The organism is [Clostridium] colinum, assembly GCF_940677205.1.
GTDB classification, from domain to species: domain Bacteria; phylum Bacillota; class Clostridia; order Lachnospirales; family CAG-274; genus Tyzzerella; species Tyzzerella colina.
In genome coordinates this window covers 883,711-903,256 of record NZ_OW712331.1, presented here as the reverse complement: position 1 = coordinate 903,256, position 19,546 = coordinate 883,711, and the positions used below count along the sequence as shown (strand labels likewise).

General features: G+C 25.3%; 14 protein-coding genes. 5 read left to right on the top strand and 9 right to left on the bottom strand.

Annotation, left to right across the window (positions count from 1 at the left end; translation table 11 throughout):
* Window positions 1-46: 46 nt before the first annotated feature.
* Both NBW53_RS04400 and NBW53_RS04395 read right to left on the bottom strand, forming a co-directional pair.
* Window positions 47-1,048 (bottom strand): ATP-binding protein, encoded by a 1,002-nt coding sequence (locus NBW53_RS04400; RefSeq protein WP_250278872.1) that lies wholly within the window; start codon window positions 1,046-1,048, stop codon window positions 47-49.
* Entirely contained in the window at window positions 1,041-2,111 is a 1,071-nt protein-coding gene (locus NBW53_RS04395; RefSeq protein WP_250278871.1) for a DnaD domain protein, read from the bottom strand. The genes NBW53_RS04400 and NBW53_RS04395 overlap by 8 nt, the downstream gene beginning before the upstream one ends.
* Before the next feature lie 131 nt (window positions 2,112-2,242).
* Here NBW53_RS04395 and NBW53_RS04390 point away from each other — a divergent pair, with 131 nt between their 5' ends.
* From NBW53_RS04390 to rpoD, 4 genes are all read left to right on the top strand, one after another.
* The gene (locus NBW53_RS04390) at window positions 2,243-2,812 is read left to right on the top strand and encodes a manganese efflux pump MntP (RefSeq protein WP_250278870.1); all 570 of its coding nucleotides are present in this window, start codon (window positions 2,243-2,245) and stop codon (window positions 2,810-2,812) included.
* Between the two features lie 56 nt (window positions 2,813-2,868).
* Window positions 2,869-3,858, top strand: a complete 990-nt coding sequence (locus tag NBW53_RS04385) for a deoxyguanosinetriphosphate triphosphohydrolase (protein WP_250278869.1) — start codon at window positions 2,869-2,871, stop codon at window positions 3,856-3,858.
* Window positions 3,859-3,922: 64 nt separating this feature from the next.
* Entirely contained in the window at window positions 3,923-5,692 is a 1,770-nt protein-coding gene (gene dnaG / locus NBW53_RS04380) for a DNA primase (protein ID WP_250278868.1), read from the top strand.
* A 29-nt stretch (window positions 5,693-5,721) separates the two neighbouring features.
* On the top strand, window positions 5,722-6,846 hold the full coding sequence (rpoD, locus tag NBW53_RS04375; protein ID WP_250279001.1) for an RNA polymerase sigma factor RpoD: 1,125 nt from the start codon (window positions 5,722-5,724) through the stop codon (window positions 6,844-6,846).
* An 83-nt stretch (window positions 6,847-6,929) separates the two neighbouring features.
* Here the strand turns inward: rpoD and NBW53_RS04370 are convergent, their stop codons facing one another.
* From NBW53_RS04370 to nrdD, 7 genes are all read right to left on the bottom strand, one after another.
* On the bottom strand, window positions 6,930-10,706 hold the full coding sequence (locus tag NBW53_RS04370) for an EAL domain-containing protein (RefSeq protein ID WP_250278867.1): 3,777 nt from the start codon (window positions 10,704-10,706) through the stop codon (window positions 6,930-6,932).
* Window positions 10,707-10,716: 10 nt separating this feature from the next.
* Complete coding sequence (gene proC, locus NBW53_RS04365) at window positions 10,717-11,523, bottom strand: pyrroline-5-carboxylate reductase (RefSeq protein ID WP_250278866.1); 807 nt, start codon at window positions 11,521-11,523, stop codon at window positions 10,717-10,719.
* An 81-nt stretch (window positions 11,524-11,604) separates the two neighbouring features.
* Window positions 11,605-11,844, bottom strand: coding sequence for an RNA-binding S4 domain-containing protein (locus NBW53_RS04360; RefSeq protein ID WP_250278865.1), 240 nt, complete (start codon window positions 11,842-11,844; stop codon window positions 11,605-11,607).
* A 139-nt stretch (window positions 11,845-11,983) separates the two neighbouring features.
* Window positions 11,984-12,262, bottom strand: a complete 279-nt coding sequence (locus NBW53_RS04355) for an HU family DNA-binding protein (protein ID WP_250278864.1) — start codon at window positions 12,260-12,262, stop codon at window positions 11,984-11,986.
* 150 nt (window positions 12,263-12,412) lie between these two features.
* Entirely contained in the window at window positions 12,413-12,925 is a 513-nt protein-coding gene (locus NBW53_RS04350) for a dUTP diphosphatase (RefSeq protein ID WP_250278863.1), read from the bottom strand.
* Between the two features lie 9 nt (window positions 12,926-12,934).
* The gene (gene nrdG, locus NBW53_RS04345; RefSeq protein WP_250278862.1) at window positions 12,935-13,423 is read right to left on the bottom strand and encodes an anaerobic ribonucleoside-triphosphate reductase activating protein; all 489 of its coding nucleotides are present in this window, start codon (window positions 13,421-13,423) and stop codon (window positions 12,935-12,937) included.
* Between the two features lie 11 nt (window positions 13,424-13,434).
* The gene (gene nrdD / locus NBW53_RS04340) at window positions 13,435-15,585 is read right to left on the bottom strand and encodes an anaerobic ribonucleoside-triphosphate reductase (protein WP_250278861.1); all 2,151 of its coding nucleotides are present in this window, start codon (window positions 15,583-15,585) and stop codon (window positions 13,435-13,437) included.
* Window positions 15,586-16,008: 423 nt separating this feature from the next.
* Here nrdD and nifJ point away from each other — a divergent pair, with 423 nt between their 5' ends.
* A complete protein-coding gene (nifJ, locus tag NBW53_RS04335; protein WP_250278860.1) occupies window positions 16,009-19,515 on the top strand; it encodes a pyruvate:ferredoxin (flavodoxin) oxidoreductase in 3,507 nt (1,168 codons plus the stop codon).
* The last annotated feature ends 31 nt before the right edge of the window (window positions 19,516-19,546 follow it).

The following is a 19,546-nucleotide window of genomic DNA, read 5'->3' as shown; positions in this document are numbered from 1 at the left end:
CCTTAAAAATAATTGTATAACTATATAATTGTTATTTTTATATTTTTTATACATTCTTTTTTATTTTTTTCATTATTCTTATATCATCACCCAAAAATTCAAACATATCATATTCTCCATATAATCTAGAAATAATTCTTCCCGAATAATTTGACATAAGACCATCTGGAGATAAATTAGTTGATATTATTGTATGCTTTTTATTTAATATACGGCTATTTATAATATCAAAAAGCTCTGTTGTAGAAAGTGATGTAATAAATTCTGTTCCTAAATCGTCTATTATTAATAAATCTGCATTTCTCGTAAAATTTAAAATTTCCTTATTTATATCTTCACTATTTTTATTAAATTTTTCTTTTTCAAATATAGTAAATAAATTAAATGCTGTAACGTATAAAACAGTTTTTCCTTTATCTAAAATATCTTTAGCTATAGACCTACATAAAAATGTTTTTCCAAGTCCAGTTTCTCCATAAAAAACCATATTTCTAAATTCTTCATCAAATTCTTCTACAAATAAAGTACATCTTTTTATTATTAATTTCATATTTTCATAAGGTGAAATTCCATTTTTTTCGTCTAAATCTTTAGAGTAATAATCTAAACTAAATTTAGAAAAATTTTCAGTTTTTATTATTTCAGATAAATTAGACATATTATAGGCTTTGTTTATCAGCTTTTGTTTAAAACAATCACACTTTTCATTATTTACAAATCCAGTATCTTTACATTTTCTACACTCAAAAATATCATCAAAATATTCTTTAGAAAACCCATTTTCTACCATAAGCCTTTCTTTTTCTTTTTTTAGATTTTCTGTTAACAGTTTTATTTCTTCTATATATTCTTTCTTTTCTTCTTTTTTTGCATTTATAATAGCTTTAGATATTTTAATAGCTGTCATATTAAGTTCTTCATCTATTTCTTTTATACGATGACACTTTTTATAGCATATATTTTTTCTTATCTCTAGTTTTTTTTTAGATTCATCGCTTAATTTTTCATATTCTGATAATATTTCCTTATGCATCATTTGGCTAATCATTACTTCCAACCTCTTCTCTTAATGCCTTTAATTGTATTTTTTTAAGTAGTTCATAATCTGGTTCTTTTTGTTTATAATTTACAAATTTATTAGTTTTATAGTTATTAAAATTATTATTTGAAGATATCTTATTTTTGTATATTTGTTCTAATTTTTTTTGTTTTTCTTCTTCTTTTGCCTTCAAAGAATTTTCATAATCACTATCTAATCTTTTAACTTCTTCTAAGGAAGTAATATTTTTATCTTTCCAATCTTTTAATATAGAATTTGCATATTCAAAGCTAACTTTACCAGTTTTTAATACTGTTCTTGTACAAGCTTCTTCTATAAGTTTCATAGGCATTTTATAATCTATAAGCCATATCTTCATAATATCTTCTTCTTTTTTTATAGGAGTTCTGTTAGATTGACCAAAAAATCCCATTATAGTTTTAAAATCATTATTATATACTTTTAAATAAGCTTCTACTTTTTCTATAGAATCTATGTTATTCTCACACCAATCAATAGCAACTTTTTCTATATATTTAAGATTAGTTTTTCCATTTTCTATACAATATGTAAATAAAACAGCTAAAATCTCTATTGACATACCATAATTTTCATATAAACTTATTAATATTTCTCTATCTTGATATGAAAGTGTTTTAGCAAATTTTTTTTCTGCTAATCTAAAAATTTTTTGAATATCTTCTTTTTGACTATTAATAGTAATTTCATCTTCTTTATAATTTAAATTTTGTGATTTTTTTAAATTATTTTCATTAATTTCGTCATTTTTAAAGGGAAAAAATAATATTTCTACTTTATTTTGCATTTGTTTATATGATATAATATTTTCAGATTTCCAATAATCTAACGCTTTTATAATATCTGATGCTAATATATTTAGTTTAGCTGATACTTTATCTAAATATATATCCTCTTTATTAATATAACATTTTAATAAAAAAATATATATTACAACAAAGCTTGAATTTGCTTTTATCATATATTTTTCTATAAAATCATTATATAGAGGTACAAAAGAAAAATAACTATTTATATTTTCAAATTTATTCATAATATTTACCTCTTTTACAAATACTAATATAAATATAATAACATCTATAAAGATAGTTTTCAATATTTTTATGTATAAATAACAGGTAATATAGATAAATTTAATAAATATGAAAATTAAAGGAGAAAAAAATGAGTACTTTAGAAATTATATTTATATCTATTAGTTTAGCTATGGATGCTTTTGCTGTTTCCATATCAAATGGTATACTATTAAATAAAATTAAAATAAAATATGCCATAAAATTTGGTATATTTTTTGGAACATTCCAATTTATTATGCCTATAATAGGATATTATTTAACTAATTTATTAGGAGATGCTATACTAGCTTTTGATCATTGGATAGCTTTTATATTATTAAATATAATAGGATTTAAAATGATAATAGAAACGTTTAAAAAAGATGAAGAAAATAAAATATGTGACGATAAAAATATCTTATCTATAAAAAATTTAACAATTTTATCAATAGCTACTAGTATAGATGCATTAGCTATTGGTGTTAGTTTTTCTTTAATAAAAGTTAATATAATAAGCTCTTCATTAATAATTGGATTCATAGCTTTTGTATTTTCTTTTTTAGGAGTTTTAATTGGTAAAAAACTTGGAAATTTATTATCTAAAAATGCTGAAAGATTTGGTGGTTTAATCCTTATTTTTATAGGATTTAAAATTTTAATACAACATTTAACAAGTTAATATTATTTTATAATAATGATAATATTAAATACAAAAAATTATTTTGGAGGTGTTTTATGAATATTAGGTTAAAGAAAGAACTTTTAGAAGATAAAAATTTAAGCGCCTTTGCAACTAAAAGCAAAAATAGTTTAGGACGTTATAATATAGAAAAAGAATGTGATATAAGAACTTGTTTTCAAAGAGATAGAGATAGAATAATACATAGTAAAGCGTTTAGACGATTAATGCATAAAACACAAGTATTTATATCTCCAGAAGGAGATCACTTTAGAACAAGAATAACGCATACTTTAGAAGTTTCTCAAATAGCTAGAACAATAGCAAGTTCGTTATTTTTAAATGAAGATCTTACTGAAGCAATAGCACTAGGACACGACTTAGGTCATACACCATTTGGCCATTTAGGTGAAGAGGTTTTAAATGAAATTTTAAAAGATGGATTTAATCATAATGAGCAAAGTGTTAGAGTAGTACAAAAAATAGAAAAAAATGGTAATGGGTTAAATTTAACTAAAGAAGTTTTAGATGGTATTTTAAATCATAGAGGTAGATGTAATCCTTCTACATTAGAAGGAAAAATTGTTCAAATTTCTGATAAAATAGCATATATAAACCATGACATAGATGATGCTATAAGAGCTGGCATATTAAAAAAATCTGATTTACCTAGAGAATGTCTTGATACATTAGGAGAAACACCTAGAGAAATAATAAACTTTTTAATAAGAGATATAATAAAAAATAGTGCTAATAAAAATGATATTATTATGGATAAATATGTTAAGTCTTGTATGTATAAACTTAGAAAATTTTTATTTGATAATGTTTATACATCTGGTGTATTAGCAGAAGAAAGAAAAAATTATAAGTTTATGCTAAAAGAAATTTATGAATATTATTATAATAATTTTGATAAAGTTCCACAAGAATTTACAAATATTTGTAATACAGGAGAAAGTAAAGAACGCGCTATATGTGACTATATAGCTGGCATGACTGATAGATATGCTATAAAAATATATGAAAAATTAATTATAAAATAATAATATTTATTTTATAAAAGGATTTTTTAAAACATTGTCGAATAAGTATATATAAAGAGTATAAATGGAGATAATAGATTTTATGAGATATTCTGATGATATTATAGAAGATATTAGATTTGGTAATGATATAGTTGAAATTATAAATAGCTATACTCCCTTAAAGCAAAGAGGTAATTCATATGTAGGTTTATGTCCTTTTCATAAGGAGAGTACCCCCTCTTTTTCTGTTAGTGCCGATAAACAGCTTTACCATTGCTTTGGTTGTGGAGCTTCTGGCACTGTATTTAACTTTATTATGGATATAGAAAATTATGATTTTATAGATGCTTTAAAATATCTAGCAGATAGAATAAATTATACCTTACCAGAAGATAACGGTTCATTTGATAATAAACTGTCAGAAGAAAAGCAAGTTTTATACGAAATTCATAAAATAGTAGCGAAAAAATTTTATGAAAATTTAGCTAATCCACAAGCTAAAATAGCAAATGATTATCTAGACTTTCGTGGTATAAAACAAAATGCTAGGATAAAGTTTGGTCTTGGATATTCTTTGTTTAAAAAAAACGATATTTACATATTTTTAAAAGAAAAAGGATATAATGATGATATAATTTTAAAAAGTGGACTTGTTGTAAAAAATAAAGATAATACTTATTTTGATAGATTTTTTGGGCGACTTATGTTCCCTATAATAGATGTTCAAGGTAGAGTTATTGGATTTGGTGGAAGAGATTTAACAAATAATAAAAATACAGCTAAATATTTAAATTCACCTGATACTCCTATATTTAATAAAAGTTATAATTTATATAGTATGAATATTGCTAAAAACAATAAAAATAAAGAGTTAATATTAGTTGAAGGTTATATCGATGTTATTTCTCTTTATCAAATAGGTATAACAAATGTTGTAGCTTCTTTGGGTACTGCTTTTAATGAAAACCACATAAAATTATTAAAAAAATATGCTAATAAAGTTATTACATTATTTGATAGTGATGATGCAGGTATAAAAGCAACTCTTAGAGCTATCCCTATATTAATACAAAATGGTATATATGTAAAAGTTGCTCAGGTAAAAGATGCTAAAGATCCAGATGAATATATAGCAAAATTTGGTTATAATAATTTTATTAAATTTTTAAATAATGCAAAAAGCTACATATCTTTTCAAATTCAAGAAAAACTTAAAGAATATAACTTAAATGACCCTATACAAAAAGTAGAATTTACTAAACAAGTATCAACCATTATCTCATCTTTATCTAGCCCTGTGGAAAGAGATGTATTTATTAACGAAGCTAGTCAAATAACCTCAATTTCTAAAGAAGCTATATCTCAAGAAATAACTCTTATTTTATCATCTAATAATAATATACAAAAGCTATCTAGTAAAACACCAAAACAAGTTGTTCAAAATAATAAATTAGATGAAGCACGACAAAGTATATTATATATTTTAGCTACAAATATTAATCTATATAATAAAATAAAAAAATATATTACACCAGAAAATTTTTTGGATAATTTATATGTAAAACTTGCTAAAATTATATTTGAATATAATGAAAATAATAAACCTATATACCCTGCCGAACTAACTTTAAAATTTAATTTACCAGATGAGCAAAAAAAAATCTCTAAAGTTTTTATGCTAAAAATCGATTTTTCTAATAGTGATAAATTAGAAAAAATTATAAATGACCAAATTAAAATTATAAAAAAAGCCTATTTCGATAAAGTTATATTAGAAGATACAAATCCAGAAAATATCCAAAAAGCTTTAAAAGAAAAGAAAATATTTGATAATTTATATATTAATATTTAATTTTGAAAGGAAGAAAAAAATTGAAAACTATAGATGAAACTTTGTTTACAAAAAAAATAAAAGAACTTGTTTCTTTAGGTAAAAAACATAAAGGTGTTATAAAATATAAAGAGATGATGAAAATTTTGTCTGATATAGAACTAGAGCCTGAACATTTAGATAAAATATATGAATATTTAGAAGTTCAAAATATAGAAGTTATAGATATAGAATTAATGGAAGATAATAAAGATGATATTATCACAGGACTAGACGATATAGATTCTTTAGATTCTCTAGAAAATTTAGAAAAAGATATAGATTTATCTTTAATAGATGCTAGTATAAATATTGATGACCATGTTAGAATGTACTTAAAAGAAATAGGAAAAGTTGATTTATTAAGTCCAGATGAAGAAATGGAACTAGCAAGAAAAATGGCAGAAGGAGATGAAATGGCTAAAAAGAGATTAGCCGAAGCAAATCTTAGGTTAGTAGTAAGTATTGCTAAAAGATATGTTGGTAGAGGTATGCTATTTTTAGACCTTATTCAAGAAGGTAACTTAGGGCTTATTAAAGCCGTTGAAAAGTTTGATTATAAAAAAGGCTTTAAATTTAGTACCTATGCAACGTGGTGGATAAGACAAGCTATAACAAGAGCTATAGCCGATCAAGCAAGAACTATAAGAATACCTGTGCATATGGTAGAAACAATAAATAAACTTATACGTGTGTCTAGACAACTATTACAAGAGCTTGGTAGAGAACCTTCAGATGAAGAATTAGCAAAAGAAATGGATATGCCTGTAGAAAAAGTTCGAGAAATAAGAAAAATAGCACAAGAACCTGTTTCACTAGAAACTCCTATTGGTGAAGAAGAAGATAGTCATCTTGGTGATTTCATACCAGATGAAGATATACCAGCTCCTTCTGATGCAGCTGCTTTTACTTTATTAAAAGAGCAATTAATAGAAGTTTTAGACACTTTGACAGAGCGTGAAGAAAAAGTTTTAAGGTTAAGATTTGGTCTAGATGATGGTAGAGCAAGAACTCTAGAAGAAGTAGGTAAAGAATTTAACGTTACTAGAGAAAGAATAAGACAAATCGAGGCAAAAGCTTTAAGAAAACTTAGACATCCTAGTAGAAGTAAAAAACTTAGAGACTATTTAGAATAATTAATTATAATACTAATTGTTTGTTAGTAAATATTAATTTTATATTTTTAATATTTACCAACAAACAATTTTTTATTTAAAACTTAATTGTTATAGTAAAGGTTTAAAAATTCATTAACAGGTAAAGGCTTAGAATGTAAATAACCTTGTGAAATATCACAATTCATTTTTTCCAAAATATTTTTTTGTTCAATTGTTTCTACACCTTCAGCAATAGTTTTAATATTTAAATCTTTACACATGCATATTATATTTTTCATTATAATTTCATTTGTAGTATTTTCGCCTAAATTTTTAACCATACTTTTATCTAATTTCAAACCATGAAAATTAATATCTGACAAAATTGAAAGATTACTGTATTTAACTCCAAAGTCATCTAAAAGAATGCTTATACCTATATTTTCTATTTCTTTTAATACTTTACATATAGCTTGTTTTTCTAAATTTTCAATACTTTCTGTAACTTCTATTTCAATATATTTTAAATCTATATTATGTTTATTTTTTATATCTAATATTGATTTAACAATGTCATCTTCCTTTAAAGTATTTCTAGAAAAGTTTAAAGAAATAGGTATTAAATTTTTATTTTGACTTTTTAAAATTTCAAGGACTTTAAAAACTTCTTCTAAAACAAATAAATCTATATATTGTATTAAATAATGATGTTCCAATATAGGTATAAATTTGTCTGGGGGTACATATCCACCTTCACTATTTCTTTTACGTATCAATGCTTCTGCACCACATAAACTATTATCGGTTAAAGATATTTTAGGTTGTAAAAATATTTCATATTCTTTACTTTCTATATCTAACATTAATTGAGTCAATAATGTATTTCGTTTATATAGATTGTTATTATTAACAAGCTGCTTGTTTTTTTGATTTTTCATTTTTCTAAAATAAATTGCGGAGTTAACAAGGTAATTTAACTCTTTTTCATCACTACTCCAAGCTTTTCCGTAAATAATTGATAAACCTACATTTTCTAATTTCTTTATTAGCTTTTCTATTTCTTTTATAAAATTTTCATAATCAATATTTTCCATAATAACTAAAAACTCATTACCATTTAGCCTAAATATTAATTTATCAAAAAAATGATTTTTCAATATTTCTACTAAATTTAATAAAACATTGTCTCCAGCTAATATGCCAATACTGTGATTAACGCTATTTAACTCATTTACTGATAAGCATAATACACCAATATTTTTTATCTTGTCTGCATCATAAGAATTTTCATAGCTTCTATAAGAATCTCTGTTTAATACCCCTGTTAAACTATCATAATTTTTTTCTAAATCAAGTTCTTTTTTAATATTGTTTTTAATAATCTCTTCACCTATCAAATAAGCTATATTATATAAATATTCTTTAAAATTATTATTTTCAATGTATTGTTCAAAATTGTTATTGTTTATACACACTATATAACCTATAATGTTATTTTTGTTTTTTATAGGTACTATAATCATATTTAATAGATGATATTTAGACATAAGATTATATAAATTATACGATATAGTTATAACTTCTTGCTCACATCTAAAATATTTAATTTTATCAACATTAGAAAATATAAATTCATCTAAAACTATTTTTTCTAACTCCTCTTTCAACTTATTATTTGAAAAAGAATTATTAATAGAATGTGTAATAATTGAATTATCTGTATCTAATTCAAAAACAAATGCAAATTTAGATTGATGAAAAGAGCTTATTAATTCTAATATAAAACCAATATTGTTTTCATAGCTATATCTTTTAGTTAAATGATACATAATATTTCTCATAATTTTACTTATGTCTTCTTTTACAAATGTACTTTTTTTCTTATCATTTAAAGAAATATTAGTTGCTAATGTAAGCATACATTTTTTATTATTAAATGAGATTAATTTGTTTTTTAATAAAAAATCTTTTTCTAAAAATTTATTATATTGTTTCCAAACAAAAAAATCTTTTGAATTCCAAAACATATTTTTACAAAAACTACAAGGTTTATTCTTGTTATGTATAACTTTATAGCATTCTCTCCCTAAACATTCCTCCTTGGTTTTGTTTAAAACTTTAAAGAAATTTTCATTAGCATCTAAAATTTTATAATTAAAAGCATCTATAACGTATGAAAATAAGTCTACTTCATTTAATAATATTTCATCAATACTTGTATAAGTCTTACTAAATTGTTTATCTATTTCTAAACTTTTTGAATTATCATTTAAATAAATCTTTCTTAATTCTTTATCTTTAATATTAAATAAATTATTACTACAATTAGTATATAAGTCTATATAGCTACCTTTATCTGATATATAATATGCTATATCACAAGAAATTTCTATTTTATCAAATTCTTTAATTCTCAAAGAAAATTCATAAATTTTATTTTCTACATCTTTTTTACTGTCAATTTTAAAAAATATTACAAATTCACATTCATTAGTTCTAGATATTATTGCATTTTCATCAAATATATATCTTGATAAATGACCAATATACTTTAAGGTTTCGTCCCATAAATAATTTATATTTTCAAAGTTTTCTATTTTTATTAAAATCATACTAAATAAATTATTTTCTTTATTTTCTTTTAGTATACTATCAACTTGTTTTTGAATATATGATTTATTAAATAATCCTGTTAAGTTATCTTTCATATTTTTGTCATTTAATAGTAATTCTTCTCTTTTTTTACTATCAATATCTTTTAAATATAAAAGTCCCAATATATCTTTTTTGTATGGATTTTGAAATAAATTTATAGTAAGTTCTAACCATTTTATATTATCATCTGGCATAATTCTTCTAACTTCGCATTTTAATGTAGTTATACCCTCATCATATGCTTTTAATAACTTTTTATGGTCTAAAATTTCCTCATATTTTTTTCTATCTTCAAGATATATAAATTTATATATATTTCTTTGCATTATTTCAGTAATAGTTAATTTATTAAAAATATTATTATATTCTGTCCATATACCACCAACAGATAATAATTTATTTTCGGTAATATTAGCTTCTCCATAAGCTATCATTTCTTGTAAAATAGATTTATAAAATTTAGAGCCTATGACATAAGATATTTCTAGTTGTTTTAAATTGTTTATATCTTCCAAAGTGCCAATTACTATACCTGATGATAAATAATTAGCCTCTTTTGATAAAATCATTCTAAACCATATATATTCGCCATTTTTATTTTTCATTTTAAGCTCACAAAATGATTTTTTACTTCCTTTATTAACTCTCTCAAAAGTTTCTAAATATAAATCTTTAAAATCTTTGTGTACTATTTTGTTATCTATCCAAACTTGTGGAAAATTTTCAATATTTACTTTGTCTTCATACAATTGTTTATATTCTGTACGTATATAAGCTGTTTTACTATCTTGATACCATTCAAACACTTCATTTTCTGTTTTAGGTAAATCAATTTTCATTTGTTCTAAATCATATATATTTTGGTGATAACCTTCTATAACTACTATACCATTATTATTACTAATAAATTTACCAGAACACCTTACATTTATATCACCTTTTTGTGGATGTTTCCATATATATTGAATTTCGATTAGTTTATCAGTAGTTCCTATTTTTTGTATAGCGTTTTCAACATAAGAATAATATCCTTTATGAATTCTAGAATACCAAAATTCAAAAACTTTTTCAGGAGAAATTAAAGTTTCAATACCCATTAATTGCATCATTATATCGTTACAATACATTCTATTTATACCAGTATTATTGTCTATTTCTATACTCCATAAACCAATTTTACTATTTTCTAATATATCTATAATATTAATGTTATTAAAAACTTCACTAAATTTACTTTTCTCCATATAACTCTCCTTAAGATTTTTTCTTTAATAATATATCCTTTTTAATACTATTTTCTACTGCTTTAACTACAGCTTGTTGAAAATTATTTTCTTCTAATGTACAAATACCTTCAATAGTTGTTCCTCCTGGTGAACAAACAGCATCTATAAGCTCCCACGGGTGTTTTTTGCTATGTTTTAACATTTTAGCACTTCCAATTAATGTATCTATTGCTATATCTAAAGCCTCTTTTTTATTTAGGCCCATTTTTTGAGCACCTTTTGCTAAAGAATCTAAAAATAAATAAATATAAGCGGGAGAACAACCAGCTATTGCCGTAAATATATTAAATTTATTTTCAGGAATATAAAATACTGTACCTATTTTTCTAAATAAATCTAAAACTTTATTAACACTTTCTTCTTCTAAGTTTCTATAACAATATGCAGATGTAGATAAATTAATTTCTGCATTAATATTAGGCATAATTCTAACTATACCTATTTCTGGATTATTTATTATATTAGATATACTATCTAATTCTACACCAGCAGCAATAGACACAACAATAGGTTTATATAAATTAATATAACTTCTAGTTTCTGATATAACATTTAATATAACATCTGGTTTAATAGCAAAAATTAATAAATCTGATGCTGAAATTAAACTTTCATAATTATCACAAATATTAATATTGTAAATACTTTGTAGGCTTTTGCATTTCTCTATATCTAAATCATATATATATACATTTTTACTACTTAACCCACTATTTAAAACACCTTTTAATATGGCACTCCCCATATTACCTGTACCTATAAATCCTATTTTCATTTCATCACCCTTTTTAATATCTTAATATATTATATATAAAAACTTACAATAAGTCAATTTTTATAATTTAACTATATTAGTTTATAACCTTTCATATAATGTGTTAGCTTCATCTTTTTTAACCACTTCTTTAACTATCAAAACTCTTATTTTTATAGTGTTATTTCCTAAATTAACTTGTATAATATCCCCTACTTTTACATCTAAAGATGCTTTAGCAACTTTATCATTAACTAACACTCTTCCAGCATCACAAGCTTCGTTAGCAATAGTTCTTCTTTTTATTATTCTAGATACTTTTAAATATTTATCTAACCTCATATCGTATCTCCTTTGTTATATTATTTTTATAACTATATTATAGCAAATTAAATGTATTTAGTATATATTATTATTAAATATAAATTTATATATTTATAAAATAAAATCTCTCTTTATAAAAAGAGAGATTTTATTTTTGTTACTTTTTATTCACTGCGTCTTTTAATGCTTTTCCAGCTTTAAATCTTGGTGCTGTAGAAGCAGGTATTTTCATAGGCTCTTTAGTTTGAGGGTTTCTTCCCATATGTTCTGCTCTTTCTATAACATCAAAAGTACCAAAGCCAACTAATCTAACTTCACCTTTTTTAGAAAGTTCTTCTGTAACTACCTCTTCAAAAGCTTTTAATGCTTTTTCTGCATCTTTTTTTGTTAACTCTGATTTTTCAGCAATTGCTGCAACAAATTCTGCTTTATTCATATTTAAAGCCTCCTAAAAAATATTTGACACAATAAATGTATCTCTATCTATTTATAACCGTTAAAAAGCAATTTGTCAAGAATATTTTAATGTTTATATGTAAATTTTAAAAATATTTCTATAAAATATACAAAAATTAATAAAAAAATTTTATTTTCCACTACTTCCTAACTTTCCACTTCCTCTTTTAGAAGGTATTTTTAAAACATCTTCATAAGTTATTTCGCATCTTTCTAGCTCATTATGAACACAATGAACAACCCCTTGAAAAAGGGCCTTATCATATGGATAAATAATATAAGCATTTTTTATAATATTTTTAATATTTTCATCTAATTCTTCAATATTTATTTTAGTTATTAATAAAGGTTTTTTATTTGCATTAGTTGTTGCTAAAAACCATTCACCTCTATAAGAGCTATCAATTACTCCAGCGCTATATTTTATACCTTTGCTTCCACTAGAGCCTCTCTCATGTATTTGTATATAATAATTAATAGGTATTGCACTTGCTATGCCTGTTGGCACAAGCTTAGTTTCACCAGGATTTATTATCATATATTCTTCATCAAAACAAGGATATATGTCAAGCCCTGCATTATATTCTTCTCTTGTAGGTATAATAGCTTCTTCTCTAATTTTTGCAAAATAAATTTTATCCATTTGTATCTCCTAACAATAATTTATAATTTTATTTTCTAATAATGACTTTTGTACATCTATAACTCTTTGGTTAGAAGAACCTCTCCACTCTAAATTTGTATTAGCCAGTTCTTCTATAAATCTTCCGTCAACTAATATATCAATATATTTAATAACATCTAAATTATTTATTTCTTCCCATATGTATCCTGTATATAACCAAATATCTTTTTTAGGAAATTTATTTTTTATTTCTTTTATGAGATTAAATATCTCTTCTCTATTTTTCTTATGTAGCGGGTCTCCACCACTAAATGTTATACCTTTTATATAATCTTTTTCTAATTCGGTAAATATTTCTTTTTTAGCTTCTTCATCAAATATTAATCCACTATTAATATCCCAAGTTATTTTATTATGACAATTATGACATTTATGTTCACAACCAGATACCCATAAAACAACTCTAAGTCCCATTCCATTTAGCATATCATCGTGCGTAATATTATGATATCTCATTTTTATCCCTCTTACATACTTATTCTATCTTTTATTTCATACATTTTAGCTTCATTTAATCTTGTATCACCGTTTACTCTAGAATAACTTAAATAACCGTTCATTCTTTCTATTTTAGTTAAATTATTACTTCCACATTTAGGGCAAATATCCATATCTAATTGGCTATGTCCACATTTATTGCAGTATGATAAGCTAAGATTAACACCTTCATAAAATCCTAAATCCATAGCTCGTTTTACAAGGGTTTTAATAGCCTCTTTATTATATTCAATTGGATATTTTACATATTGTATTTTACCCCCGTTTAATAAATCCCAAAAACGCTTTTCTGTATCTTGCTTTTGTATTGGTGTAATATTTTCGCTAACGTGTGCGTGGAAAGAATTACTTACATATTCTCTATCCGATACATTTTCTATAATACCATATTTTTTTCTAAATTGCTCCACTTGTAAGCCACATAAACTTTCTGCTGGCGTTCCATATATAGCATACAATACTTTGTCTTCAGTTTTAAATTCATCTATTTTTTTGTTTATATATTTCATTACCTCAAGGGCAAATTCACCATCTTCATAAAGTGATTTTTTATTATGTAATTGTTGTAATTCATTTAATGCTGTTATACCAAAACTAGCTGTTACAGATTTTAAAATAGGTTTTATTTTATCCGATGGTTTCAAATTTCCACCATAAAATCCACCTTCACAATATGCAATAGGATTTGTAGATGCTTTCATTTCTCCTAAATAATCTAAAGTTTTTAAATGTATTTTTCTAATCATTTCTAAATAATAATCTAAAACTTCATAAAAAGGTTTACTTTCAGATTTTGCTTTTGCATATATCATAGGTAAATGTAAAGATACAGCGCCTATGTTAAATCTTCCAACAGTTACAGGCTTATCATTTTCATCTATAGGTTTCATGCCACCTTTTTCAAACCATAAACTTAAAAAAGCTCTACATCCCATAGGTGATATGACAGTGTTATATTTTTTATAAGCATTAGCAACATAGCTATCACCTGTTAAGCTTAAATAATCTGGATACATAGTTTTTTTAGAACATTCAATAGCTTCATCAAAAATATCTTCTAGCTCTTTTCCTTCACCGTGTAAATTTTCATCATATAAAAATACAATTTTAGGAAAAAGAACTGGTTTTTTGTTACCTTCTTTTCCTTGTCCACCTTTGTGTACTTTAAGTATAATTTTATTAGCCATTTTTGCAAATCTAGTTTTTCCAAGTCCTATAGTAAATGTAACAAAAGGATAATCTCCCCTAGATGAGCCTACAGAATTTAATTTATATTCTAATCCTTGAAACCCTTGTTCAAAATCCCTTTCTAATTTTTTAATTGCTTTTTCTTCTATATATTTCATATCTTCATCTGTTAAATTTGTACCTTTAGCAAAAGATATATATTCTTTTATTTCTTCTAGATACTTAACATAGCTTTTTTTAGCATATTTTTCTAAAATTTTATCAATTTCAGGTACTGTAAATCCTCCATATTGTTGAGATGCTGTAGATAAAATTATATCCCCTATTACATCAAAAGCAACAGAAAGAGTCTTAGGTTCATTATACCAAAGATTGCCCATTTCAAATCCATTTTCTAATACTCTGCCCATGTCAAATAAACAACAATTCATAGTATCTCGTCTTGCTGTCATATCGTGTATATATATATATCCATCATTACAAGCTTGTTTTTCTTCAGTAGTAAGAAAAAATTTTTTATATAACTCTTTATTAAGTTGGTTATATATCAAACTTCTTTTGGTTGCTACTAAAGCACTGTCTGTATTGCTGTTTTCTTTATCCCCAATATACATTATAGATTGTGCTTTTTGGTACACATCATCTAACATATGGACAAAATCTTGTTTATAGTTTCTATAATCTTTGTAACTTTTAGCAACACTTGGGTTTATAGTTTCTAACGCGCTTTCTACGAGATTATGCATAATCTCAATAGGTATTTGTTCTAACTGTTTTTTGTTTATTTCTTGTTTTATTATATTACAAATATTTTTATAATCTTCTTCATCAAAACAGTACATAACTCTATTTGCTGATTTTGATATAGCTTTAATTATTTTTCCTTCATCAAAATCTTCTAAAGTCCCATCTTTTTTCACAACCTTTGTCAATTTAAACCCTCCTAAAACTTTAAGCATAATATACATAATAGTATATAATTGGTATATCTAGTTGTTTTAATAATAATTATACACAACTTATAGTTTTAGTCAAGATATTATCTATCACCTTTTTTTAAATCCCAAATAAAATTAATACTAAAATTAATATAAATTGGTATACTATATTTGTTGTTACTCTATAGATATTAATAATATTTTAATTATTTATGCTACTATAACTATATGTTAATATGTTATATGTAAAAAAACTATTGTTAAAATAATATTTTTTATTTACTAAATAGTATAATATTGGTATAATGTTTATATAGTATACAAACTATAATTATTGTATTTAATTTTAATTATTATGTTTAATTAAATATTATTAAATTTAATTTAAGCTTTAATATTATAAAGGAGGACTATAAAATGTCTAAAATTATGAAAACTATGGATGGTAATCAAGCTGCTGCTGAGGTATCTTATCAATTTTCAGAAGTAGCTAACATATTTCCTATTACACCATCATCTCCTATGGCAGAACATGTAGATGAATGGGCTGCTAAAGGCAAAAAAAATATGTTTGGTCAAACTGTAAAAGTTGTAGAAATGCAATCTGAAGGTGGTGCAGCTGGTGCTCTTCATGGTGCTTTAGCTACTGGTGCTTTAGCTACTACATACACAGCATCTCAAGGTTTACTTCTTATGGTGCCTAATATGTATAAAATAGCTGGTGAGCTTTTACCTTGCGTAATTCATGTTAGTGCTCGTACAATAGCAGCACATGCGCTTAGTATTTTTGGTGACCATTCAGATGTTATGGCTTGTCGTCAAACTGGTTTTGCAATGCTTGCATCTTCAAATGTACAAGAGGTTATGGATTTATCTACAGTTTCTCACCTTTCTACTTTAAAAGCTAGAGTTCCATTTTTAAATTTCTTTGATGGATTTAGAACATCTCATGAAATACAAAAAATAGAAGTTTTAGATTTTGATAAAGTAAAAGAGCTTGTTGATATGGATGCAATAAAAAGATTTAAAGACAATGCTCTTAATCCACAAAGCCCTGTTACTAGAGGTACTGCTCAAAACCCTGATGTATTTTTCCAAGCAAGAGAAGCATCTAACAAATTTTATAATAATGTTCCTGCTATTGTAGAAGAATACTTAGGAGAAATAAATAAATTAACTGGTAGAGATTATAAATTATTTAATTATTATGGTGACCCAGAGGCAGAAAAAGTTATCATTGCTATTGGTTCTGTGTGTGATACAATCTCTGAAACAATTGACTTTTTACGTGCTAAAGGTGAAAAAGTTGGTTTAGTAAATGTACACTTATTTAGACCTTTTGTACAAGAAAAATTATTAGAAGCTATTCCTACTACTGCTAAAAAAATAGCTGTATTAGATAGAACAAAAGAACCGGGTGCTCTTGGCGAACCTTTATATCAAGATGTTTGTACAGCATTCTTTAATTCAGATAGAAAAGCTACTATCGTTGGTGGTAGATATGGTCTTAGCTCAAAAGATACTACACCTGCTCAAATTATAGCTGTATATGAAAATCTTGATTTAGACCAACCTAAAAATGGATTTACAGTAGGTATTAATGATGATGTTACTCACCTTTCATTAAAAGTTGGTAAAGAAATAGATGTTACAGATGAAGAAACAATTAGTTGTAAATTCTGGGGCTTAGGTGCAGATGGTACTGTTGGTGCTAATAAAAACTCTATTAAAATTATTGGTGACCATACAGATATGTATGCTCAAGCATATTTTGCATATGACTCTAAAAAATCTGGTGGTTTAACAACTTCTCACTTACGTTTTGGTAAAAAACTTATTCGTGCTCCATATCTTGTTACTACTGCAGATTTTATAGCTTGTCATCAACAATCATACCTTGACAAATATGATATATTAGAAGGTTTAAAAGAAGGCGGTAGTTTCTTATTAAACACTAAATGGAATGATGAGGAATTAGATAAAAACTTACCAGGCAACATAAAAAGATATATAGCAGAAAATAAAATTAATTTCTACACTATAGACGCTGTTGCTATTGCAAAAGAAATTGGTCTTGGCAAACGCTTTAATGCTGTTTTACAATCTGCTTTCTTTAAAATAGCAAATATTATTCCTGCTGATGAAGCTATCAAATATATGAAAGAAGCAATTGTTAAAGCATACGGCAAAAAAGGTGAAAAAGTTGTAGCAATGAACCAACAAGCTGTAGAAAAAGGTATGGAACTTGTTAGAAAAATAGAAGTTCCTAGTAGCTGGGCAAATGCTGAAGATACTAATAAAATTCAAACTAGCATTGATAAACCAGAGTTTATAACAAGAATATTAGAACCTATTAATAATATGAAAGGTGATTTATTACCTGTTTCTGCATTTGTAGGATATGAAGATGGTACATTTGAAAATGGTACAGCTGCTTATGAAAAACGTGGTGTTGCTATCGAGGTTCCAGAATGGAATATTGACAACTGTATACAATGTAACCAATGTTCTTATGTATGTCCTCATGCAGTTATTAGACCATTCCTTGTTAATGAAGATGAAGCAAAAAATGCTCCAGAAGGATTTAATACTAAAAAAGCTATTGGTAAAGGATTTGAAAACTATACTTATAGAATACAAGTATCCGTGCTAGATTGTACTGGTTGTGGCAACTGTGTAGAAATATGTCCTGCTAAAGAAAAAGCTATTGTTATGAAACCTATAGATACTCAAATGAATGAAGTTCCTAATTGGGAATATGCAGTATCTTTATCACCAAAAGAAAATCCTATGGATAAAAAATCTATTAAAGGTAGCCAGTTTGAACAACCATTATTCGAGTTTTCTGGAGCTTGTCCTGGTTGTGGTGAAACTCCTTATGCAAAACTTATTACTCAATTATTTGGAGATAGAATGTATATAGCTAATGCTACTGGTTGTTCATCTATTTGGGGTGGTTCTGCACCTAGCACACCTTATACTAAAAATCATAATGGACACGGTCCTGCTTGGGCAAACTCTTTATTTGAAGATAATGCTGAATTTGGTTTAGGTATGGCTATAAGCGTTTCTAAACAAAGACAAACTTTAAAAGAAAAAGCAGAAGAAATTATTAAAGCTACAAGTAACCAAGAATTAAAAGATACATTACAAGCTTGGATTGATACAATGTACAAAGGTGAAGAATCTAAAGCTACATCTGCTAATGTTATTAAAGCTCTTGAAAATGAAACTAGTGAAGAAGCTAAATATATATTAGAGCATAAAAAACATCTTGTTAAAAATTCTCAATGGATATTTGGTGGAGACGGTTGGGCTTATGACATTGGTTATGGCGGTTTAGACCACGCTCTTGCTTCTGGAGAAGATATCAACGTATTTGTATTTGATACTGAAATTTACTCTAATACTGGTGGTCAAGCTTCTAAATCTACACCAACTGCTGCTATAGCTAAATTTGCTGCTTCTGGTAAAAGAGTTCGTAAAAAAGATCTTGGTATGATGGCTATGAGCTATGGTTATGTATATGTTGCTCAAGTTTCTATGGGAGCTGATAAAAATCAAGTGTTAAAAGCTATTGTAGAGGCTGAAAGCTATCCAGGTCCATCATTAATCATTGCTTATGCGCCTTGTATAAGCCACGGTATTAATATGACTTACTCTTTAGAAGAAGCTAAAAAAGCTGTTGAATGTGGATATTGGCAATTATATAGATTTAACCCAACTCTTGAAGAAGAAGGTAAAAATCCATTTATATTAGATTCTAAAGAACCTACTGCTTCATTTAAAGACTTCTTATCTGGTGAAGTTCGTTATACATCTTTACAACGTGCTTTCCCTGAACTTGCAGAACAATTATTTGATTTATGTGAGCAAGATGCAAAAAAACGTTTAGATACTTACAAAAAACTTGCTGATGCTTAATTATAAATAAAAACGTTTGTGGTATAACCAC

Excerpts from the sequence above, each read along its gene's own strand:
- NBW53_RS04400 (WP_250278872.1), bottom strand. The coding sequence starts at position 1,048 with ATGATTAGCCAAATGATGCATAAGGAAATATTATCAGAATATGAAAAA.
- NBW53_RS04395 (WP_250278871.1), bottom strand. The coding sequence starts at position 2,111 with ATGAATAAATTTGAAAATATAAATAGTTATTTTTCTTTTGTACCTCTA.
- NBW53_RS04390 (WP_250278870.1), top strand. The coding sequence starts at position 2,243 with ATGAGTACTTTAGAAATTATATTTATATCTATTAGTTTAGCTATGGAT.
- NBW53_RS04385 (WP_250278869.1), top strand. The coding sequence starts at position 2,869 with ATGAATATTAGGTTAAAGAAAGAACTTTTAGAAGATAAAAATTTAAGC.
- dnaG (WP_250278868.1), top strand. The coding sequence starts at position 3,923 with ATGGAGATAATAGATTTTATGAGATATTCTGATGATATTATAGAAGAT.
- NBW53_RS04370 (WP_250278867.1), bottom strand. The coding sequence starts at position 10,706 with ATGGAGAAAAGTAAATTTAGTGAAGTTTTTAATAACATTAATATTATA.
- proC (WP_250278866.1), bottom strand. The coding sequence starts at position 11,523 with ATGAAAATAGGATTTATAGGTACAGGTAATATGGGGAGTGCCATATTA.
- NBW53_RS04360 (WP_250278865.1), bottom strand. The coding sequence starts at position 11,844 with ATGAGGTTAGATAAATATTTAAAAGTATCTAGAATAATAAAAAGAAGA.
- NBW53_RS04355 (WP_250278864.1), bottom strand. The coding sequence starts at position 12,262 with ATGAATAAAGCAGAATTTGTTGCAGCAATTGCTGAAAAATCAGAGTTA.
- NBW53_RS04350 (WP_250278863.1), bottom strand. The coding sequence starts at position 12,925 with ATGGATAAAATTTATTTTGCAAAAATTAGAGAAGAAGCTATTATACCT.
- nrdG (WP_250278862.1), bottom strand. The coding sequence starts at position 13,423 with ATGAGATATCATAATATTACGCACGATGATATGCTAAATGGAATGGGA.
- nifJ (WP_250278860.1), top strand. The coding sequence starts at position 16,009 with ATGTCTAAAATTATGAAAACTATGGATGGTAATCAAGCTGCTGCTGAG.